Raw genomic sequence first — 22,036 nt, 5'->3', positions numbered from 1 at the left:
TATTTTCAGGACCAATATATAATGGCATGAAAGCGGATAAAAAACAAATACAATTGTTTTTTGATTATGCCGAATCGGGGTTACTACAAAAAGGAGACACTTTGAGAGAATTTGAAATCGCAGGCGAAGACAAAGTTTTTTATCCAGCCGAAGCTAAAATCAAAGGAAAAACGGTTGTGGTTTCTTCTTCAAAAGTAAAAAATCCTGTCGCAGTTCGATTTGCCTGGAAGGCAGTTCCAGATCCCAATCTATTCAATGCCGAAAACTTGCCTGCTTCGCCATTTAGAACAGACGATTGGGAGACTCAAAAATAGCATTTGCAAATCAAGACATTCTTATGATTCGTGTAAATAAAAATATTTTTCCTGGAATTTTAATGATTTTGCTTTTTCTGGGTTCTTTTGCTAATGCTCAAAACACCAATCGGACTCAAAATCTAGCCAGTAAACCATTATTCAGAGATCCTGTTTTTGATGGCGCAGCTGATCCTGTTGTTATTTGGAATAAAAAACAGAAAAAATGGTTTATGTTTTATACCAATCGCAGAGCGAATGATTCGGCAGCCAAAGGTGTGAGTTGGGTTCACGGAACCCGAATCGGAATTGCCGAATCCAAAAACGGAACCAATTGGATATACAGAGATACTTGTAATATCGGATATAAATTACCCGAAATTACACAATGGGCACCAGATATTATTGAAAACAAAGGGTTGTACCACATGTATCTCACTATAGTTCCCGGAATTTTTGACAGCTGGTCTCATCCGCGTTATATTATTCATTTAACGAGCCAAAATTTGATAGATTGGAAATTCGAATCCAAGCTAACACTAGCTTCTGAAAGATGTATTGATGCTTCTGTTTTTCAGTTGCCAAACGGAACTTGGCGCATGTATTACAATAACGAAAATGATGGAAAATCTATTTACTATGCAGATAGTCCCGACTTATATCATTGGACAGATGCCGGAAAAAAAGTGGTAAAAGAACGTGGTGAAGGTCCAAAAGTCTTTCAATGGAAAGGGAAAAATTGGATGATTATCGATACTTGGCGAGGGCTTGCTGTATATTCGTCAGATGATTTTATCAATTGGGTAAAACAACCCAAAAACATACTGGAAATTCCAGGTACAGGAATAGATGACAAAGTAATTGGAGGACATTGTGATGTGGTTGTAAATGATGGAAAAGCGTATGTTTTTTATTTCACCCATCCCGGAAGAACTCACGAAAACAAAGGAAAAGACAATTTTGAAACCAAAAGAAGTTCAATACAAGTAGCCGAATTAGAATTAGAAAATGGCGAGATTGTTTGTCACAGAGACAATCCCGTTTATATTAATTTAAAACAACCCAAAAAATGAGCAATACGATTAGAAACGCATTCAAAATGAAATTAAAAAAAGGTTTTGAAGCAGAATACAAAAAAAGACACGACGAAATCTGGCCAGAATTAGCATCATTACTTTCAGAATCTGGAATTCAGGATTACAGTATTTTTTTGGACGAAGAAACACTGATTCTTTTTGCTGTTCAAAAACTGAGCCCGGATTTTGATGAAGCATTTTTGCCAAACCATCCGATTGTAAAAAAATGGTGGGCCTATATGGGCGATATTATGGAAACGAATCCAGACAATTCGCCACTTTCAGCTTCATTGAAGGAAGTTTTTCACTTGGATTAATTGTTTGATTATATAAAGCAGTACACAACAGGATACATTAGTAATTTTTAATAAATACATTTGAATCAATGGTAGTTAACAGCTATCGGTTAATTGATTTTTATTGGTTACTGGTTTTATTTTAAAAAGAAATCAAATTTTTAAATTCAGTGGTTGGTTTTTATAAATCTTCTTTTTAGCGCTATAATCATTTGATTTGGCGTTTTTTTTTGGAATTAATTAGAGTTTTTATGCTCAAAATACATAGTAAATACATTGATTTTTTTGAGGTATCAAGATTTCTTTTCTAGATAATGCATTAAAATCTATTGTTTTTTACCTCAAACGATAAGCGAAATGAAGCCAAGCAAAAAAATAGTACCGATTTTTATTTTGTTCCTTTTTATCGGAATCCAGGCTTGGTCACAGGATGCGAGGGCTTTTAAGGTTTTTCAATTTCCTGCAAATAAAATCCCAACTATAGACGGAAATGCTGATGACTGGAAAATGGTTCCTGATAGTTATAAAGTTGGAATGAATGAGCTATGGGATGATAGTGGAAAACAACCGAAAGCTGATCCTAAAAATTTGGATGTAAGTGTAAAAGTAGCTTGGGTGAAAGGGCTAAACCGACTGTATTTTTTATATGAAGCCTATGATGATTATTGGGATTTTGCATTGCCTGGCCTGCATAACGACACTTTCGAAGTTATCGTTGATGCAGATCAGTCTGGAGGCCCATTTATCGACAGGTTTCATCCTAATAAGTCGTTGACAAATACGATGGATGCTTACTTTTCTTTTCATGGAGTTCATGCTCAAAATTATCACATTTTTACACCGGCCGAAGGAAAAGACTGGACACTTGTTTGGGGAAGCCAACCTTGGATAAAAGAATTGCCTTATGCAAACGCCGCTACAAATTATAATTTTAAACCGGGCGAATCAGGCAAAATGACGTTAGAATTTTGGATTACTTCTTTTGATTATGCGGGAAATGATCCAAAAAGAGCTGTAGAATCCATTTTGGAAGAAAATAAAAACATTGGACTTTGTTGGGCAATTATTGATTATGATGATGTCAATAAAGAAGCCAATAACGGATTTTGGAATTTGTCAAAGGAGCATAAAATGTATGGCAATGCCGATTTTAGTTTGCCTTTTAAACTAATGCCTTTGGAAAATGAATTCAAAAAAGCCATTTCGGCAAAATGGAAATTCGACACAATTGATATGAACAGAAGGCTGGTTGCGTTTCTAGATCAGTCAGAGGGAGAAATTAAATCCTGGAAATGGGATTTTGGCGATGGCACAACTTCAACAGAGCAAAACCCAATTCATCAGTACAAAGATGCTGGCAAATATATCGTAATTTTGAGTATAGAAGGCCCAAAAGGGAAGTCCAGACTGTCCAAAATTTGGGACGTAGCGCTGAAATAACCATTTAAAAATATAGCTAAATGAAAAATAAACTTAGATTATGCCTATCCGCGACATTGATATCATTATCGATTTTGAGTAGCAAAGCGCAGCAAAAACAAACCATTGCTACAATTACCTTATCCAATGATTCGGATATAAAACTGACGGATAAACCGGTAATCATCAAACGAAGCGCTATCGACAAAACGGGAACTACTAAAGGTTTTCCGCTTGTGAGTTATAAAAATGAGCCAATTCCTTCACAAGTAAATGATTTGGACGGAGACGGAAAATGGGACGAATTATTTTTGGTGAGTGATTTTTCGCCAAAAGAAAAGAAAATTGCTCAGTTGAAATGGGTTGACAAAGCGCCAAAATTCACCATTAGAACCAGTGCCCGTTTTGGAAAAAGAGCAGGTAAAAATGAACCAGTAAAACCTGCAACCGAAGAAGTAATGCCGGCAAACGAAGTTCACACAGCTCTAGGTTATCAGCGGTATCAAACTGATGGGCCAAGTTGGGAAAATGATAAAGTTGGATTCAGACATTATCTCGATGGCAGAAATGCAAAGGATGTTTTTGGAAAAAGAACGCCTGGAATTACACCAGAAAATGTTGGTATAAATGATAAAGGCGCAGTTGAGGATAATTACCACCAAATGTACGATTGGGGAAGAGATATTTTTCCAGTTGGAAATTCAGCTGGTTTAGGTGGCTATGCTTTATTAGTAAATAATGAAATAAAACGTCTTGGTATTACGGCAAAAGAACCATTGAATAATGTGGAAACCACAACTTTCAAAATCGTAAGTGAAGGACCAGAAAATACCATTTTAAGTTACAATTATAAAAACTGGGACATTGATGGAAAAAAATATCAGGTACAAGAAACTACGTCAATTTGGCCTGGGATGTATGCTTTCAAAAACACAGTTATTGTAAATGGACTTCAAGGAAATGAAGTGTTTTTGGCTGCTCTTTCAAACATTAATAATACCAATCCTTTAAAAGAAATTAATGCTGGAGATTTTGTTTGTTTAATTCAACATGGGCAATTAACCTATGAAAAACAATGGACGTTGGGAACGGCGATTATTGTTCCTAAAAATAGTTATAACGGATATATTGAAGCACCCAAAACCGGAAAATTAACCGATTCGTATTTGGCAAAATTAACAGTCAAAAATAATGAACCAATAAGCTATTATGCAGTTGCAGGTTGGGAAATGAGTGCTGATCCAAATTTCAAAGATGAAGCTTATTTTACAAAATATGTAACCAATTTAGCTGAGCAACTTTCGACAACAATAACTGTTCAAATAAAATAATAGCCGCAACCAAAAACCAAATAATTAAGAATTATGAAAAAAACAAACCCAATTCTCGTTTTACTTTTTTTGGTAACATTTACAACGGTAAAGTCCCAAACAAATGATGTTACGGCTCCATTGCATTTGCTTCAGCCAGAATATCCAACACCTTATGTAATTCCTGAAACTGCAAATGTAAAAGTGGTTTTGGATCGAGTTTACGATTTTTTAGAGCATAATACAGCTTCAAAAGTCATCAATAAAAAAGACAATTCTGAAGTAACCAATTTCAAAAAATTAGGAAATGATATTGCTTTTGAGCAAGGAGCATTTAGACTTACAAGTTACGAATGGGGTGTGACCTATGCAGGAATGCTTTTGACTGCAGAGGCGACTGCGGATAAAAATTACGAAAATTATGTTGACAAAAGATTGCAATTGATTGCTGATCTTTATGCCAACACAGATCTTAAAAACAGTAAAGGTTCACCAATACATTCTGTGATAGAACCACATGCGTTGGACGATGCGGGAGCATTGTGCGCTGCCTTTATCAAAGCCAAAAAACAGGGTCTAAAAGCCAATATCGATCCAGTAATCAATAATTTAATCGCATTTATCAGTCAAAAACAACAGCGTTTGAGCGACGGAACCTTGGCGAGAAACAGGCCTCAGATGAATACGCTTTGGTTGGACGATATGTTTATGAGTGTTCCTGCATTGGCACAAATGGGAGCTTACTCAGGCGATGTAAAATATTTTGATGATGCAGTAAAACAAGTAACTCAATTTTCGCAAAGAATGTTCAATGCCGAAAAAGGTCTTTATATGCACGGCTGGGTTGAAGGAATGGCAACACATCCACAATTTCATTGGGCTCGAGCCAATGGTTGGGCAGTAATGACGATGGTCGAATTGTTAGAAACATTACCAAAAAACCATCCGGGATATCCAAAAGTATTGGCTCAATTGCAAGCCCATATTGCAGGATTACAAAAGTACCAAGATGGTACAGGTTTCTGGCATCAGTTAATTGACAGAAACGATACGTATTTAGAAACTTCTGCAACTGCTATTTATGCGTATTCAATCGCAAGAGCCATAAACAGGGGATATGTAGATAAATTGGCGTATGCTCCAACTGTTTTATTGGCGTGGAATGCAGTAGCTTCAAAAGTAAATGCAAAAGGTCAGGTTGAAGGAACTTGCGTAGGTACAGGAATGGGATTTGATCCTGCGTTTTATTATTATCGTCCAATAAATTTGTATGCCGCCCACGGTTATGGACCAGTTTTATTAGCGGGTGCTGAAGTAATCAATATGTTGAAAAACAACCAATTTGAGATCAATGATAGTTCGATACAATTGAAAGTTAAAGGATAATAGTATGAAGTTAAAAACAGCTTTTTTAGTATTCAATATCTTTTGTGCCTTTACGGCTTTTTCTCAAATTGGAAAGCGATTTCCATCAGAAAAAAAGATCGTTAAAGATCCAGTAACTGGCTATGATATCATTTTTTTGACAAGCAAATCAAAAGGAGATTCCAAAATTTATCCAACACATCCGCAATGGACTGCTGATGGAAAATGGATTTTGTTCAGATCACATCGTGTAGAGGGCGAAATTATGGCGGTTAATGAGGAATCAGGAGAAATAGTTCAGGTTACCGAAGGTGGTTATTCTGGAACTTTTTGCATCGCTCAAAAATCAATGAAAGTTTATTTTATGCGAAATGCAGAAGATAAAGCCATGCAAATTGTTGAGGTCGATCTTGATAAAGTTTTTAACGACAGTAAAACTGGAAAAATGCAACCCATTTCTGCCTATGAACGCGTTTGCGGAAAAGCTTCTTCAGAAATGGAAGCTTCAGGCGATATGGCTTTGGATGCGAATGAAGATAGAGTCTATTTCAGAATTGGTAAAGAGGAAGCTCTTAAATATTTAGATAAAAATACAAAGCTGGAAAAGAATTTTGGCCCCAGAAACATGGGAGCTGGACCTGGCGGTATTTCGAGTATGAATCTGAAAACAGGAGAATTTAAACATGTAATTTCTGTTGGTTTTCAAATTGGACATATTCAGTCTAATACTTGGAATGCAGGCGAAATTGTTTTTTGTTGGGAAACAGGAGGCAAGTCGCCACAGCGTACTTGGACAGTTATGGCTGATGGTTCGGGTTTACGTCCATTGTACCCAGAAGCGCCTTACGAATGGGTTACGCATGAAGCTGTAATTGGTAAAGATGAGGTCGCAATGGCAATCATGGGACATCGAAAAATTGATATTCAAAAAGAAGTTCCTGTAGAAGTAACCGATAGCAAAGAAGTTAGGAATCCGGTAAACCCCGGACAAGAAAGTAATTGGGGCGATTGTGGGACTCGTGAAAAACCAACAGGTTTAGCAATTGTGAATCTAAGAACTCGAGAAATGATTATTGCCGGACAAACCAGTTCTGGCAGTGGTTTTTGGCACGTTCATGGATCTTCGGATGGGAGATGGGTTTGCGGAGATGATTTTTCCAGAAGTTTATATTTAATTGACAGAAAAACCAAAGAAGTAGTAATGCTTACCACCGGACATAAAGAAACAGCAAAAGACCATATTCATCCAACTTTCAATCGTGACGGAACTAAAATAAGTTTTGAATCGGCAATGCTTTCAGCGGATAATAAAGACATGAATATTTGCATTATAAATGTTCCAAAAGATTGGTTGAACAGAAAATAGGTTTTAATTTAAATACAAGTGGAATATAATAGTTTGCTTTTTGAATTGGGAAAAAGTAATTTATAGTGACTATAAAAAAAGCTCCAAAGTCTTTGATTTTGGAGCTTTTTTGATCAAACAAATTACTTGTATTTTATATTAATATATTCTTCATCAATTTATTTTACCGTTAAGGTTTTTTCAACTCCTTTTAATCCTGTAGCAGAAACTTTCAATTTTACGGTTCCGGCTTTTTGTCCTGAACGCAAAATAGCCATCGCAAAGCCTTTGTAGAGTTTCTTTTTATTGCCGTCAAATAATTCATCACTTAAATGATCACCATTATCCACAGCAATTATAGTAGCTGCTCCATTTACATCAAAAGTTACTTCTCCGGTAGCAGTCGGCACTTTACGCCCTTTGCTGTCAACGGCATACACTCTAACATATTGAAGATCCATACCGTCAGCTTTCCAGTTTGCATTTTCAGTTTCCAATACTAATGCAACCGCTTTTCCAGTTGTTTCCAGTTCGTGACGGGCAACTTCTTTGCCTCCTTTTCTGGCGATAGCGGTAATTTTACCCGCTGTATATGGAACGTCTTTCCAATAAATGGTATTGCGCTTTGTTACTTCAGTGCTATTTTGCTGCACTCCGATAGATTTTCCATTCACCAATAATTCAACCTCATCGGCATTGGTATAAGTGTATAAATTGTATTTACTTCCATCTGTACGGTTCCAATGCGCCGAAATAACTTTTTGACCGACTATCTGATCATTCCACATTTTCGATTCCCCTTCACTATCCACAACTCCGATATAAATTAAAGGTTCATCTTGGAAAATACTTTTAGTTAACCATGCTTGTGGAAAAGGCTCCATTGAATGATTGAAAAACGAATAGTTCCAACCCTTTCTAGGCCAGCCTTGTGATTCACCCCAATATTCGATGCCGCCCCAATAGGCCAATCCAACCATTTTATCTCTATCCATTCCAAAGTATGGTGCCGCCAACTCATTGGTCACCGCCTCACTTTGATAAATAATCATTTCAGGTGCATGCTTTAGATACTCTTGGTAGTCTTCCCAAGTATAGTTAAAACTGGCAATTTCGGTGACTGTGGACAATTCAGGCGGAACAATGTTTTCTTTAATACGGAAATCCGGGTTGGCTCTGATAATACCTCCTGCACGTGCAGGATACATAGCAACGGTTGTTTTGCGGGTAGGGTCGTAGCGTTTTGCCACCACATCCATCAGGCGGTAGGTGGTTACACCCCAATCGGTTGTTGGCCAATTCCATCTTTCTTCTTGGAACTGCAGTTCATTTCCAAAACTCCACATAATAACTGATGGATGATTTCTATCGCGTTTAATCCATTCCTTTATATTGTCGTACCATAAGTCATTCCATTTAGCACCTCCTGACCACGCAACTGTGCTTCCCCATTTGTCGTATAATTCATCTACAACTAGAATTCCTTTTTCGTCGGCAAGATCAAAAAACGACTCAGAATAAGGATTGTGCGAAGTTCGAATGTGATTAAAGCCAAATTCTTTCAGTTTGTCCATCATTCTGGCAATAGCAACTTTATGAGCTGCTACACCCACAGCACCCAAGTCATCATGATTGGCAACCCCTTTAAGGAATACTTTTTTACCATTTAATTTTAAACCAAATTCTTTGGAGAATTCAATAGTACGAATTCCAAACTTTTTAGTGATTTTATCAACTACTTTACCATTTAATATCAATGAAACTTCGGCAGAATAAAGATTAGGCGTTTCACAAGACCAAAGCTGTGGATTAGCGACATTCACCTTTGGTAATTGAACTTCTACAGCAATTAGATTTGATTTTTTTGGAGCTGATTTTTTTGTTTCAGCTACTTGTTTTCCATCAGGAGAAAAGATCTTAGTGTTGATTTCCAGGTCATATTCTTTATTTTTAATTCCAGCCACTTCAACTTGTACGCTGATTTCTGCATTTTGATCAGTAATACTTGGAGTTGTTACAAAGACACCGTGACGTGCAATAGAAACAGGGTCTATCACCACCAAATGTACATCGCGGAATAATCCGCCTCCTGTGTACCAACGGGAACCACCTTCTGTAGTTGCTCGAACGGCCACGACATTGTCTCCATCGTATTTAATAACAGGTGCGATATCGGCTTCAAAACCTAGATAACCATATCCTGTGCCACCAATTTTCGTTCCGTTTAACCAAACTTCTCCAGACAGCATGATTCCTTCAAAATCAAGCATTATCTGTTTACCATTCCATTTTGGATCTGCTTTAAATGTTTTACGGTACCAGCCCACTCCCAACGTTTTGAATCCACGGCCTTTATTAGCTGTTTTATCCCAAGGCTGGTCAAACTGAAAATCGTGCGGTAAATCCAGCTTGCGCCAGGTGCTGTCATCGAAAGTTGGACCTTGTGCGTTCGGGATGTCACCCGCTTGGAATTTCCAGCCAAAATTAAAAAGCTGGTTTATTCTAACATTCTCAGTACTGTTCTGGGCAAAGAGAAATGTTGTGCAGCAAAAGGTAATAATAATCGATAAAATCCTCATTTTGTTCATAATAGTAGTTTTTTTGATTTTCATTTTAGTATAGAATATGGTAACCGTCTCTGATTTAACATTTTTATATGAAGTAAAATTAGTAGAGGCAACATCAATTGTTATCCTGTTGTATCCTGTTATCTTTTTAGAAATTAGCAGATAGAACAGGACAGTATAAAAAATTGAAAAAAGTATATTTGTTTTTCTCATTTATAAAAGCATAAAAAAGTAAATTATAATATCAAATATTAATTCAAAACGAGAATGAAAAAAATCTTAACTCTGGCTATTTGTATTTTTGGAATGTCACAATTTGTCTTTTCACAAAAGTATGACAATGATACATTTCCAGATGGAAGTCCCATTAAACCTTGGTTTAAAGATTATACCAAGCTTCAATTGAAAGATTTAGGGAAACAATACACGATTACCGACTATGGAGTGCAAAATGATAGTACTGTAATTCAAACAGCAGCTATTCAAAAAGTAATTGATCAAGCATCTGAAAATGGAGGAGGAGTTGTTGTGATTCCGAAAGGAGTATTTTTGAGTGGCGCTTTATTTTTTAAACCAAAAACGCATTTGCATGTTTCTGAGAATGCCGTTTTAAAAGGTTCTGATGATATTTCGAATTATCCAATTATGCCTTCTCGTATGGAAGGGCAAAATCTGGATTACTTTCCGGCTTTAGTCAATGCTTATAACTTGGATGGATTTACCATTTCTGGAAAAGGAACTATTAACGGAAACGGTTATAGATATTATGAAGCTTTCTGGGCAAGACGCAAAGAAAATCCAAAATGTACCAACCTTGAAGTTTCAAGACCGCGTTTGGTTTTTGTGTGGAATTCTAACAATGTGCAATTTCAGGATGTGAAGTTGATTAATGCTGGTTTCTGGACCAATCATTTTTATAAATGCAAAAATGTAAAATTGATCGATTTGTACATTACCTCTCCAACCAAAGAAATTAAAGCGCCAAGTACCGATGCTATTGATATTGATGTCTGTTCTAATTTTTTAGTTAAAAGATGTTATACTTCTGTAAATGACGACGCCATAGCTTTAAAAGGCGGGAAAGGACCTTGGGCAGATACTGAAGAAGGAAATGGAGAGAACACCAATATTATCATCGAAGACTGTACGTTTGGGTTTTCACATTCGGCATTAACAAATGGAAGTGAGTCAATCCATAACAAAAATGTGATTATGCGTAATTGTACGGTAGAAGGGGTTTCGAGAGTTTTATGGCTGAAAATGAGACCAGATACTCCTCAAAAATACGAATACATTTTGCTGGAAAATATTAAAGGAACTGCCGTAAAAGGATTAGTGGTTTATCAATGGAATCAATTTTTTGATTTAAAAGGGCGTAAAGATCCACCACCTTCTTATGGCGAAAATGTAACCTTGCGAAATGTTGAATTAAAATGTGAGAAGTTTTACGAAGTCCAAAAAGACCCGAATATATTCCTGACCAACTTTACTTTTGAGAATCTAAAAATCGAATCCAAAAACAGTGAAATTGATAAAACTGCTATAAAAGGCGTGACTTTTAAAAACGTAAAAGTGAATGGCAAATTAGTGGATTAGTTTTTCTGAAACCACAGAAATTGCGGTGTTTTTCAAACACAAACTTTTGTTGTGAATACGCTATCTGGTATTTGCGACAAAAGTTTTTTTATGCTAAGTCTAAAAATAATACCATTTCGAAATATATAAATGAGTACTATTGTCAGTAACATCACGGTAAGAACCAGTAGCGCATCTTGACTGCGCTCGATGTGACAAAAGACAATTAGACTTTTATATATTTCGAAATGGTATAATTTTATTGATTTGTTATTTTTTCAATAAACTAGTTGTCATGAAATCCAATGTTTAATGTAATAGTGGCTATTTTTTTATTGTATTAATAAAATAAAAGTTAAAAGACTTTATAAACAGGATGCTACAGGATACTACATCGAAATAGTTGGTATAATTTTAGAAAAAATTAACGATTGTTGTTTTTTTCAAGCTAACTAACTAAAAGTATATTTATGAACTTAAAATTTAATTATCAAAAATCTATAGGTAAAATAGCTTTGCTGTTTTTCATATTTTTTTCTGGTTTTATTACTGCACAAAGTAAGATTAAAGGAACTGTGAAAGATGTTGCGGGATTGGGTATTCCCGGAGTTACTGTAACACAAAAAGGAACAAAAAATGTTTCTGAGACGGATATGAATGGGGATTATGCTATTCAATTACAAGACAATGGACAGAATATTTTAGTATTTACTTCGATTGGATTTAAAAGGGTAGAAGAATCTCTGCAAGGAAGAACGGCAATCAATGTTACTTTATCAGAAGACAATCAGGTTTTGGAAGAAGTGACTGTAATTGGTTATGGTGTTCAAAAGAAAAAATTAACTACAGGTGCGATGTCTTCTCTAAAAACCGAAAGTTTTACCGAGAGACCTATTTCTAGAGTGGATCAAGGATTAACAGGTCAAATTGCTGGAGTTAGGGTAAAACAAACATCTGGTTTGCCAGGTCAGCCTTTTAGCGTTGAAATTCGTGGTGCGGGTTCGATCACAGCTGGAAATGAACCATTATATGTAATCGATGGATTCCCAATTTATACCGAAGGATCAAATTCTAATGGAGGTTTTTCAAACGGTAGCCCATTGGACAACATTAACCCAAATGACATTGCTTCAATTGAGGTTTTAAAAGATGCCGCAGCCTCCTCAATCTATGGTTCCAGAGCATCCAACGGAGTCGTTTTAATTACTACCAAAAAAGGAAAATTAGGTAAAACAAAATTCTCTTTCAATACCTATGGTGGTATTAATAAAGAAGCAAATAGAGTAGACATGCTGGATTCTCAACAATGGATTGATAGATCAAAAGTAATGCTTGATGCACAATGGGCAGCTTCTGGAGTTCCCGGTGCTTCTGCTTCTCAAACAATGCCAGAAAGGATTGCAACGTATAATGCTGCATTTCCAACAGCTCCTTTAAACCAAACTAATGCAAAATATTTTACGTATATCTATGATGAAAGATGGGATATACCAGGACATCCAGGATTAGATTATATCGATTGGCAAGATAAAGTTTTCAAAACAGGAGAGTTTACGAATTATCAGTTTACCGCTTCAGGAGCTACAGATGTTGTTAATTATTATGTTTCGGCTAATTATCAAAAAAATACGGGTTATATCGTTGGTACAGATTATACAGTTTTCTCAGCCAGAGCCAATGTTGATTTTAAATTATCCGAAAAATTTAAAGTAGGAATTAATCTGGCGCCATCCTATTCGGTTAAAAATGATCCAGGAGTTGAAGGAAAAGATAATACATTATTTAAAGCGCTTACCGCTACTCCTGTTTTTGAAAGTGCTTCAAATGCTGCTGGAGAAAAATATACAACTCGATATGCTTGGGGAAGTAGTACAACCAATATGTTAAACGCTTTGGACAGAACCGGTAGAAATTCTATGTATAGAAATTTAATTTCGGGCTATGCTAGTTACGATCTTATTCACGGATTAACCTGGAAAAGTACGATCAACTTTGATAACTCCGATAATACTTTTGAAGGATATACTCCAAATGATGTAATTGCCAGTATTCGCGGGAGTTATAATACTTTTAGAAGACAAAATGTTGTAAATGAAAATACATTAAATTATGATAAATCTTTTGGTAATCATAATTTTAATGTACTGTTGGGACAATCTTTCAATTCTTATGAAATAACAAAATCGTCATTGTCTTCAGGAGCTTTATATAATAGTTCAACTATAGAAACATTACCAGCAGGATCTACAGGTAGTACAACTGGAGAAAAGAATACTTTGCTTTCTTATTTTGCAAGATTACAGTATAATTATAAAGAGAAATATTTACTTTCTTCTAGTATCAGATCTGATGGTTCTTCTAAATTTGGAAGTGATAGAAGATGGGGAACTTTTTATTCTTTGGCTTTGGGCTGGAGAATTAAGAAAGAAGCATTCTTGGACAATGTTGATTGGTTGAGTGATTTAAAATTAAGAGGAAGCCTTGGTACAAATGGTAGCAATAATATTGGCAGCTATGCATGGCGTTCTACATTAGGAACCTATTATTACGCTATTGGAACTGGACCAGCAGTGGGGCAAGGAGTATCAGGAATTGCAAACCCGGAATTACATTGGGAAGAATCCAAAAGTATTGATTTTGGTCTAGATTTTTCACTTTTTAAAAACAGAATTTCTGGAACATTTGAGGTGTATAGAAAAGACAATACTGATTTGTTGCTACGTGTTCCAGTACCTGCGGCATCAGGATTTACTAGTTATCTTACCAACATTGGTGAAGTACAAAATCAAGGATGGGAATTTGAGGTAAATACTTTAAATGTTAGCGGAAAAGATTTTCAATGGAAAACATCGTTTAATATTAGTCATAACGAAAATGAGGTGATAGCATTAGGTCCAGACCAAACTAAAATTGAAATCAGTAACAGTTTTGACGGAGGAGTTCCTTTTATCAAATTGGAAGTAGGTAAACCGATGTACACTATTTTTGGATTACAACAAAATGGTGTACTAACACAAGCTGATCTTGATAAAGGAGGAACTACCATTGGAGGTAAAGCGCTAGTTCTAGGAGATCCAAGATATATTGATCAAGATGGTGATGGAAAAATTAACTCATCAGACCGCGTTGATTTGGGTAATCCAACGCCAAAATACACTTGGGGTATCACAAATGATTTCAAATACAAAGACCTTGATTTGAGTATATTGGTTCAAGGACAAAATGGAGGAACCGTTTATGGACTAACAGGTAGAGCAATCGATAGAACAGGTATGGGTCAGGTTGAAAATTCATTAGACGTAAATCCTGCCGTAAGAGGGAATTGGAGAACTACTTTTGGTTATCAGGCAAATTCAGACTGGTTGTACAAATCAGATTATGTTAGCGTTAGAAGTATGACTTTAGGATATAATTTAAGACAAGCAATCAAAAACCTTAAACGTATTGATAATATAAGGCTGTATCTTACAGGTGAAAACATTTTCTATTGGAACAAATATAAAGTAGGCTTCAATCCAGAGGCTGTAAATACTTCAGGAAGTTCAAGTGGTGATTTTTCAGTTCCGGTAGATTATGGAGGAGCTCCTTTGGCAAAGTCAGTAGTTATGGGGGTTAACATTAATTTTAATTAAAATAAAATGAAATGAGCATAATCCAAATTGGCTGCAAAGACCAATAGCTGTATGCGAATTCCATATTCCAATAAAAACAAATATTATTTAGTTATGAAAAAATATATTTATTTAGCGGTAAGTGCTTTTTTAGTATTTGGGCTATCATCCTGCGAGAATCAATTAGACCAGGTTCCATTGTCTCAAGGTACGACAGATAACTTTTATAAAACTCCAAATGATTTTATTCAAGCTCGAAATGCTGTTTATTCGTATGCCTTTCATGGAGCAAGTACCTATGGATATGCCAATAGAGTACTAAATTTGAGTGAAACCAGATCTGATAATTTGTATGCTACAACAACCGCTTCTAGAGATTGGGAGGGTATTAACTGTTTTTTTAGTTCTATTAGTTCTAATTCGATGGTGAATGAAGCGTATACTACGAACTATAGCGCTATTTATAAAGCGAATCAATTAATAGAAAAACTTACTGAAAAAGGAGACCAAATTTTTACGAATCCTGCCGACAAAGCGTCGATGCTTGCCGAAGCGCGTTTTCTTAGAGCTTTTTGTTATTTTGACTTGATTCGTTGGTTTGGTAAAGTGCCATTAATTGACAGAACGATGACTGCAAAAGAAGCTGCTTTAGTGGGTAGAGCTCCAGTTGTAGATATTTATAATTTAATTATTTCTGATCTGCAATTAGCTATTCCAGATCTTAGCCCGTCTTATCTTGCTGCAGATTATGGTCGTGTAACAAAATATGGAGCTAAAGCCTTATTAGGATTAGTTTACATGACGCGTTCAAGTCCAACTTATGGTATCGAAGGTGCAACGCTTGGGCTGAATGAATGGGACAAAGCCTACCAACAATTAAACGATATTAAAGCCAGTGGTTTATTCGCTTTAGGTACAGATTATGCGACCATTTTTAAAACTGAAGGATTAAACAATAAAGAGAATGTGTTAACTATTCCTTACACACAAAGTATTACTACTTCAGTTGGGGGTAATTTCATGGTTGAGGTAGGTTATGAACCGTATTTTGCTTCAGTAGGAATATCATCTGCACAAGGTTCTTTAGAGGGCAGACCCATATCAACAGAATTTTTAGCCAAGTTTGATGCAACTGATAAAAGAAAAACAGATTGTATTGCAACAAGTTATACAGTAGCTTCAGGAACATACAAAGGAAGTTATACTTTCCCTGTATTCAAAAAATACATAGACCCTACAAGATATGGTACAGGTGGCCGTGAAGACTGGGGAGTTGACTTTATGGTAATTCGTTACACCGATGTTTTGATGTTAATGGCAGAGTGTACGCTTCATGGCGGTGGAGGAACTCAAGCAGATGTTGATGCGATTGTAAAACAAGTAAGAACAAGAGCCGGAGTAACCACACCAGCAACCAATATTACTTTGGACCAATTATTTGCAGAAAGAAGAAAAGAATTCTTCTCGGAAGGAACAAGATGGTTTGATTTAATCAGATCTGGAAATGCTGTAACGATAATGAATGCCTGGAGAGCAACAGAGGATAAGGCTAATAGAATTCAGCCTATTACCAATAACTCATTATTGTATCCAATTCCTTTGCAGGAACTCTTGGCTGTTCCGGGATTGTATGAACAAAATCCAGGGTATGATTAATTTTTTTTAAAGTGTAAATTTCATAAGGCTGCTTCATTTTTTTGAAGCAGCCTTTTTACAAAATAATTTGAATCATTAAATTTCTTTATAAATGAACACTAGTAAGCAAACATTTTATCTTTCGGCGATACTTTTTTTTAGTTCGATGTTGCTATTTTGTCAACAAAATAAAGTCAAAAAACAATCAACAAACCCCAACATTATAATCATTATTGCCGATGATTTGGGCTGGAATGATGTTGGTTATAATGGTTCGGAAATTAAAACACCCAATATTGATTTTCTGGCAAAAAATGGTGTGCAACTCAATCGTTTCTATGTAAGTCCGACTTGTTCTCCAACGCGAGCCTCTTTGTTAACTGGAAGGCCAGCAAGCCGAATGGGAATCTTAGCTCCAATCAGTGATAAAAGCGATTTGAAACTGCCGGATTCAGTACCGACTTTGCCTCAATTATTAAAGAAAAACGGTTATGAAACCGCTCTTATTGGCAAATGGCATCTTGGCTTGAAATTGAGTAGCAGCCCAAAAGCATACGGTTTCGATTATTCATACGGATTTTTGCACGGTCAGATCGACCAGTACACACATCTTTACAAAAATGGAGATAAAAGCTGGTATCGAAATGGCGAATTCATTGACGAAAAAGGACATACTACAGATTTAGTTACAAATGAATCTCTGAAATGGCTTTCACAAATTCGAAATAAAAAACAAAACTTTTATTTGCAAATAGCTTACAGCGCTCCACATTTTCCTTTGCAGGAAGAAGAAAAATGGAAAACTCCTTATAACAAAATTGCCAAAGACAGTTCCCGTAGAGATTTTGCGGCAGCAATGGCACATTTAGATCATAGTATCGGCATTTTGCTTCAGGATTTAAAAAAACAAAAGCTGGATGAAAACACATTGATCATTTTTATGAGTGATAATGGCGCTATGGAAAACTGGGATTCCAGAAATGAATACGGTGGAATCCATAGACCAAATCCAACTTTGGGAGACAATACGCCTTTGCGCGATTGGAAAACTTCTAATTATGAAGGAGCCGTTCGAGTACCTTGTGTGTTTTACTGGAAAGATCATTTAAAAAATTACAAGAACTCCGATTATATTTCGGTAACGGATTTTCTGCCTACTATTTTGGCATTGACAGGAAACAAAAAATTGCCCAATACAGTTGAAGGTAAAAATGTCTGGAAAGATATTTCTGAAAACAAAGCAATCGAAAACCGAACAATTTACATCCGCGGGCATCTGCAAGCCTGCCTGATTCAAAAACCTTGGAAATTGGTTTACACGAACAAGCCCAAAAAACAAGGAGAATATTATGAATTATTTAATATTGAAAAAGATCCTGAAGAAAAAAATAATGCTATTTCTCAAAATCCAGATGTGGCAGAAAAAATGAAAACCGAAATACAATTACAAATTAAAAAAGATCCTGCTATTCAAAAAGAATCCAAATCATCAGAATAAAAATATCTTTAAAATGTTCAAAAAACAACTACTTTCTTTAATCATAACTATCATTTTATTTGGCAATACTTCTTTTGGTCAAAATAAAACGGATAGTTTCCCGATTGTACAATCCAATCAAACAACTACGATTTTCATTGATTCCAAAACAGATGATTTGGTGCTTTGGGCGGTCAATGAATTGGTTAAAGATGTAGAAGATATAACCGGAAAAAAGTTGAAAGTTAGTGCTGTAAATAAAATTTCTCAAAACGGAATCTACATTGGACAGGTTTCTAGTTCGATGTTTTCTTCAAAAGTTATTCAAAATGAATTAGCCAATCAATGGGAGAAATTTTATATCAAAAAAGAAAATCAAAATCTGATTGTTGCCGGAAGCGATGTTAGAGGGACAGTTTACGCTATTTTTGAATTAGCCGAACAATTAGGAGTTTCTCCTTGGAAATGGTGGGCTGATGTAAATCCTATTCATCAAAATGAACTCTCACTAAATTTACCAACAACAGGAATAATCCAAAAACCATCTGTGCAATACCGCGGCATTTTCCTGAACGATGAAGATTGGGGATTGGAGCCTTGGGCAGAGAAAACATTCGAGCCTGAAGTTGGTAACATAGGGCCAAAAACGTATGAAAAGATTTTTCAATTATTATTGAGATTAAAAGCCAATACCATTTGGCCAGCAATGCATCCGAGTACAAAAGGCTTTTTTACCATTAAAGGAAATAAAGAAATAGCTCAAAAATACCACATGATAATTGGTTCATCCCATGCAGAGCCGATGCTTCGAAATAATGTTGATGAATGGAAAAAGACTTTTGGCGATTATAATTATTTTACCAATAGTACGCAAGTCAATAAATATTGGCAAGATCGATTGAATGAAGTTAAGTCTGGTAATAACGAAACCATCATGACATTAGGCATGCGAGGTGTTCACGATAGCAAAATGGAAGGTGCGAAAGACTTAAATGAATCCATTGCTATGGTCGAAAAAATCATTGATGTTCAACGTGAAATGCTGTCCAAAACATTCAAAAAACCTTTGAATGAAATTCCTCAAGCGTTTGTTCCGTACAAAGAAGTGCTGGAATTGTACGATAACGGGCTCAAAGTTCCCGATGATGTTACGCTGGTTTGGCCTGATGATAATTACGGTTACATTCGTCGTTTGAGCAATGAAGACGAGCAAAAAAGAGTAGGTGGCGGTGGTGTTTATTACCATTTAAGTTACTGGGGTAGACCTCATGATTACCTTTGGTTGAGTACTACACAGCCGGGTTTAATTTGGTACGAAATGAGCAAAGCTTATCAAAACGGAGCCAAAAAAATGTGGATTGCAAATGTCGGAGACATCAAGCCCGGAGAGTATGATATGGAGTTTTTTCTGGACTTAGCTTGGAACGTAAATAGTATTCCGTTTGATGGAATCAATCAGCATCTTAAAAATTGGATTTCAAGAGAGTTTACACCAAAAGTTTCCAATGAATTGAGTGTTGTTTTAGAAGAATATTATCGTTTGGCTTTTATCAGAAAACCTGAATATATGGGTTGGAGTCAAACGGAACCAACTACAAAAATTAATCTTTCCGATTTTTCAAAATCAGAAATGGAGCAAAGAATAAAGGATTATGCTGATTTGGTTGAAAAAGTAGATTTGATATCGCCTTCAATTCCTGTCGAGCGTAAGGATGCTTTTTTTCAATTAGTAGAATATCCGGTAAAAGCTGCCGCCAATATGAATTTTAAATTTTTAAATTGGAATTTAGAAGCGACAACTTCTGATGAAATTCAGAAAGATAAATACCATAAACAAGCTTCTGAAGCTTTTGGAAACATAAAAGAGCTGACCGATTTTTATAATACCAAAATGAGCAAAGGAAAGTGGAATAATATGATGTCGATGCATCCAAGAAATTTACCCGTTTTTGATTCGGTTGCTAAAAATACATTTACCAAAGAAGATTTGAAAAAATCAGAATCAATTATAATTAAGGCAAATCAATTTGCGTCAGCACAAATCAGTGATAATTATAAATGGCAAATAATAAACGGTTTGGGATATAGTAATAATGCATTGACACTTTTTCCGTTAAACCAGCATTATTTTAAAAATGAAAAACCAGCTGTTTTGTATGAATTTGAAGTTTCAGATATTGGAAATTATGAAGTTGAGGTACATTTTTTACCAACACATTCCAATAATTTTGATCATGAAGTTTTTGTTCAGATTGATCAAAACCCAGCCAATTCATTTAAAATAAACACCAAAGACCGTGATAAAACATGGAAAGAAAATGTGTTGAGAAACAGCGCCATTGTGAAGGTTCCATTGTCTGATCTCAACACTGGAAAACATTCCATTTCTATTTCAATAAATCAAACGGGAATTGTTTTGGATTATATTGCTGTTCAAAAGATATTATAACTTAAAAAAGCAGCCGCAGATTCGCACAAAAGATTCCTCCGGAAAGACAAGATTGTGTTGTAGGGATAATCCAAGATTAATTTACTGCAATAAACTAACCGCAAAGTTTGTCATACTGTAAGAATCCCACACAACGCAAAGATTCCTCCGGAATGACAAGATTGTGTTGTGGGGATAAACCAAGACTAATTTACTGCAATAAACTAATCGCAAAGTTTGTCATTCTGTAAGAATCCCACACAACGCAAAGATTCCTCCGGAATGACAAGATTGTGTTGCGGGGATAAGCCAAGACTAATTTACTGCAATAAACTAACCGCAAAGTTTGTCATTCTGTAAGAATCCCACACAACGCAAAGATTCCACCGGAATGACAAGATTGTGTTGCGGGGATAAGCCAAGACTAATTTACTGCAACAAACTAACCGCAAAGTTTGTCATTCTGTAAGAATCCCACACAACGCAAAGATTCCTTCGGAATGACAAGATTGTGTTGTGGGGATAAGCCAAGACTAATTTACTGCAACAAACTAACCGCAAAGTTTGTTATTCTGTAAAAATCCCACACAACGCAAAGATTCCTCCGGAATGACAAGATTGTGTTGCGGGGATAAACCAAGAGCCATTTATCCAATTTTTATTTCGGAATTTCAATATAATCCCTCAATGCACATTTTTTTAAATTTTTAATGCTTTCTGCAGCAGTGAGAGCATTAAAATTTGCTCCTTCAACACCAGTATGTGTATGGTCTTTTGGGAAAAATGTTTTCACTTTTTCTGGTCCCAAAGCCTCATATTTTTGAGCAATAATCACATTCAAATCGATGAAATCAGCTCCTTGGTTTTCGGCAGCAATTTTCGACCATTTGTTGTAGCTTTCGTCTCTAAGTTCAGGCTTACCGTTTGGCCATTCGTTACGAACCGTTTGACTCATCACGATAGTAATTGCTCCTTTTTCTTTAGCTTCTTTGATGTATCTTTCGATATAAGAGCCAAAAGTGCGCACCGTTTCTTTGATACTATCGGCGCGATTTACAAGTTGTGTTTCAGTACCATTTCCTTTTAAAGAACCTCTGTATTTGTCTTTATCAACTGCTCCAGCATCATTGTGCCCAAACTGAATAATAACAAAATTACCAGGTTGCAATTGCTCTCTCACTTCCTTCCACAAACCTTCAAATTCGTAGGTACGACTGCTTCGTCCGCCTCTGGCTTTATTGATAACTTCTATTCTCGTTGTGTCAACATATTTAGGAAATTCTACACCCCAACCCACAGCATTTGGATTGTTGCCATTATTTGCCATTGTAGAATCACCAATCAAAAAGACTTTTTTCTTTGCTGGGAGTGTGATTTTTGGATTGTCTAAAACATATTTTTTCAAAGAATTATCACTTTTTTTAAGTCCTTCTACAATAGATGTAGCCGACAAAACCGCTCCTTTTGCCGAAGTATGCGTATGGTCTCTTTCGTAAAAATATGTTCCTGTAACTTTTTCTTGTCCAATTTTATCTAGTGCATCCGACATGATTGCATTCAAATCGATGAAAGTAACTTTCTCCTGCTCGGCAATTTGTTTTGCCCATAAACCGTAAGATTCATTGTTGCGAATAATTTT

At 35.9% G+C, this 22,036-nt stretch carries 13 protein-coding genes and 1 pseudogene; 12 read left to right on the top strand and 2 right to left on the bottom strand.

From position 1 onward, the window contains the following. The 7 genes and pseudogenes from VLC96_RS08100 to VLC96_RS08070 form a co-directional block, all read left to right on the top strand. Window positions 1-314, top strand: a pseudogene (locus tag VLC96_RS08100) (sialate O-acetylesterase); the annotation flags it as partial. Next, a complete protein-coding gene (locus tag VLC96_RS08095; RefSeq protein WP_325261986.1) occupies window positions 296-1,366 on the top strand; it encodes a family 43 glycosylhydrolase in 1,071 nt (356 codons plus the stop codon). The pseudogene VLC96_RS08100 and the gene VLC96_RS08095, both read left to right, overlap by 19 nt. Further along, the gene (rhaM, locus tag VLC96_RS08090) at window positions 1,363-1,686 is read left to right on the top strand and encodes an L-rhamnose mutarotase (protein ID WP_325261985.1); all 324 of its coding nucleotides are present in this window, start codon (window positions 1,363-1,365) and stop codon (window positions 1,684-1,686) included. The genes VLC96_RS08095 and rhaM overlap by 4 nt, the downstream gene beginning before the upstream one ends. A gap of 336 nt (window positions 1,687-2,022) precedes the next feature. Continuing rightward, window positions 2,023-3,105: a PKD domain-containing protein gene (locus VLC96_RS08085; protein WP_325261984.1), complete on the top strand. Its 1,083-nt coding sequence runs from the start codon at window positions 2,023-2,025 to the stop codon at window positions 3,103-3,105. A gap of 20 nt (window positions 3,106-3,125) precedes the next feature. Then, entirely contained in the window at window positions 3,126-4,415 is a 1,290-nt protein-coding gene (locus VLC96_RS08080) for a DUF4861 domain-containing protein (RefSeq protein ID WP_325261982.1), read from the top strand. A gap of 33 nt (window positions 4,416-4,448) precedes the next feature. Further along, window positions 4,449-5,780 (top strand): glycoside hydrolase family 88/105 protein, encoded by a 1,332-nt coding sequence (locus VLC96_RS08075; RefSeq protein WP_325261980.1) that lies wholly within the window; start codon window positions 4,449-4,451, stop codon window positions 5,778-5,780. Window positions 5,781-5,784: 4 nt separating this feature from the next. Then, the gene (locus VLC96_RS08070) at window positions 5,785-7,125 is read left to right on the top strand and encodes a TolB family protein (protein WP_325261979.1); all 1,341 of its coding nucleotides are present in this window, start codon (window positions 5,785-5,787) and stop codon (window positions 7,123-7,125) included. A gap of 158 nt (window positions 7,126-7,283) precedes the next feature. On the opposite strand, the gene VLC96_RS08065 is transcribed toward VLC96_RS08070, so the two are convergent. Beyond that, window positions 7,284-9,716, bottom strand: coding sequence for a glycoside hydrolase family 2 TIM barrel-domain containing protein (locus VLC96_RS08065; RefSeq protein ID WP_325261977.1), 2,433 nt, complete (start codon window positions 9,714-9,716; stop codon window positions 7,284-7,286). A 222-nt stretch (window positions 9,717-9,938) separates the two neighbouring features. On the opposite strand from VLC96_RS08065, the gene VLC96_RS08060 reads away from it, so the two are divergent. The 5 genes from VLC96_RS08060 (at window position 9,939) to VLC96_RS08040 (ending at window position 20,418) form a co-directional block, all read left to right on the top strand. Beyond that, entirely contained in the window at window positions 9,939-11,267 is a 1,329-nt protein-coding gene (locus VLC96_RS08060) for a rhamnogalacturonidase (protein ID WP_325261975.1), read from the top strand. 449 nt (window positions 11,268-11,716) lie between these two features. Then, window positions 11,717-14,878, top strand: coding sequence for a SusC/RagA family TonB-linked outer membrane protein (locus VLC96_RS08055; protein ID WP_325261974.1), 3,162 nt, complete (start codon window positions 11,717-11,719; stop codon window positions 14,876-14,878). Window positions 14,879-14,971: 93 nt separating this feature from the next. Then, window positions 14,972-16,513: a RagB/SusD family nutrient uptake outer membrane protein gene (locus VLC96_RS08050; protein ID WP_325261972.1), complete on the top strand. Its 1,542-nt coding sequence runs from the start codon at window positions 14,972-14,974 to the stop codon at window positions 16,511-16,513. Window positions 16,514-16,604: 91 nt separating this feature from the next. Beyond that, window positions 16,605-17,990, top strand: coding sequence for a sulfatase-like hydrolase/transferase (locus VLC96_RS08045; protein WP_325261970.1), 1,386 nt, complete (start codon window positions 16,605-16,607; stop codon window positions 17,988-17,990). A gap of 13 nt (window positions 17,991-18,003) precedes the next feature. Then, window positions 18,004-20,418, top strand: a complete 2,415-nt coding sequence (locus tag VLC96_RS08040) for a glycosyl hydrolase 115 family protein (RefSeq protein ID WP_325261969.1) — start codon at window positions 18,004-18,006, stop codon at window positions 20,416-20,418. A 637-nt stretch (window positions 20,419-21,055) separates the two neighbouring features. On the opposite strand, the gene VLC96_RS08035 is transcribed toward VLC96_RS08040, so the two are convergent. Next, the coding region (locus VLC96_RS08035) for a GDSL-type esterase/lipase family protein (protein ID WP_325261967.1) at window positions 21,056-22,036 on the bottom strand (981 nt) is incomplete at its 5' end.

The organism is Flavobacterium sp. (genome assembly GCF_035456085.1).
In the GTDB taxonomy this organism is placed as follows: domain Bacteria; phylum Bacteroidota; class Bacteroidia; order Flavobacteriales; family Flavobacteriaceae; genus Flavobacterium.
This window is presented reverse-complemented; position numbering and strand designations above follow the sequence as displayed.

What these genes read in the sequence shown, in the direction of transcription:
- rhaM (WP_325261985.1), top strand. Translation starts at nt 1,363, where the DNA reads ATGAGCAATACGATTAGAAACGCATTCAAAATGAAATTAAAAAAAGGT.
- VLC96_RS08085 (WP_325261984.1), top strand. Translation starts at nt 2,023, where the DNA reads ATGAAGCCAAGCAAAAAAATAGTACCGATTTTTATTTTGTTCCTTTTT.
- VLC96_RS08080 (WP_325261982.1), top strand. Translation starts at nt 3,126, where the DNA reads ATGAAAAATAAACTTAGATTATGCCTATCCGCGACATTGATATCATTA.
- VLC96_RS08075 (WP_325261980.1), top strand. Translation starts at nt 4,449, where the DNA reads ATGAAAAAAACAAACCCAATTCTCGTTTTACTTTTTTTGGTAACATTT.
- VLC96_RS08070 (WP_325261979.1), top strand. Translation starts at nt 5,785, where the DNA reads ATGAAGTTAAAAACAGCTTTTTTAGTATTCAATATCTTTTGTGCCTTT.
- VLC96_RS08065 (WP_325261977.1), bottom strand. Translation starts at nt 9,716, where the DNA reads ATGAAAATCAAAAAAACTACTATTATGAACAAAATGAGGATTTTATCG.
- VLC96_RS08060 (WP_325261975.1), top strand. Translation starts at nt 9,939, where the DNA reads ATGAAAAAAATCTTAACTCTGGCTATTTGTATTTTTGGAATGTCACAA.
- VLC96_RS08055 (WP_325261974.1), top strand. Translation starts at nt 11,717, where the DNA reads ATGAACTTAAAATTTAATTATCAAAAATCTATAGGTAAAATAGCTTTG.
- VLC96_RS08050 (WP_325261972.1), top strand. Translation starts at nt 14,972, where the DNA reads ATGAAAAAATATATTTATTTAGCGGTAAGTGCTTTTTTAGTATTTGGG.
- VLC96_RS08045 (WP_325261970.1), top strand. Translation starts at nt 16,605, where the DNA reads ATGAACACTAGTAAGCAAACATTTTATCTTTCGGCGATACTTTTTTTT.
- VLC96_RS08040 (WP_325261969.1), top strand. Translation starts at nt 18,004, where the DNA reads ATGTTCAAAAAACAACTACTTTCTTTAATCATAACTATCATTTTATTT.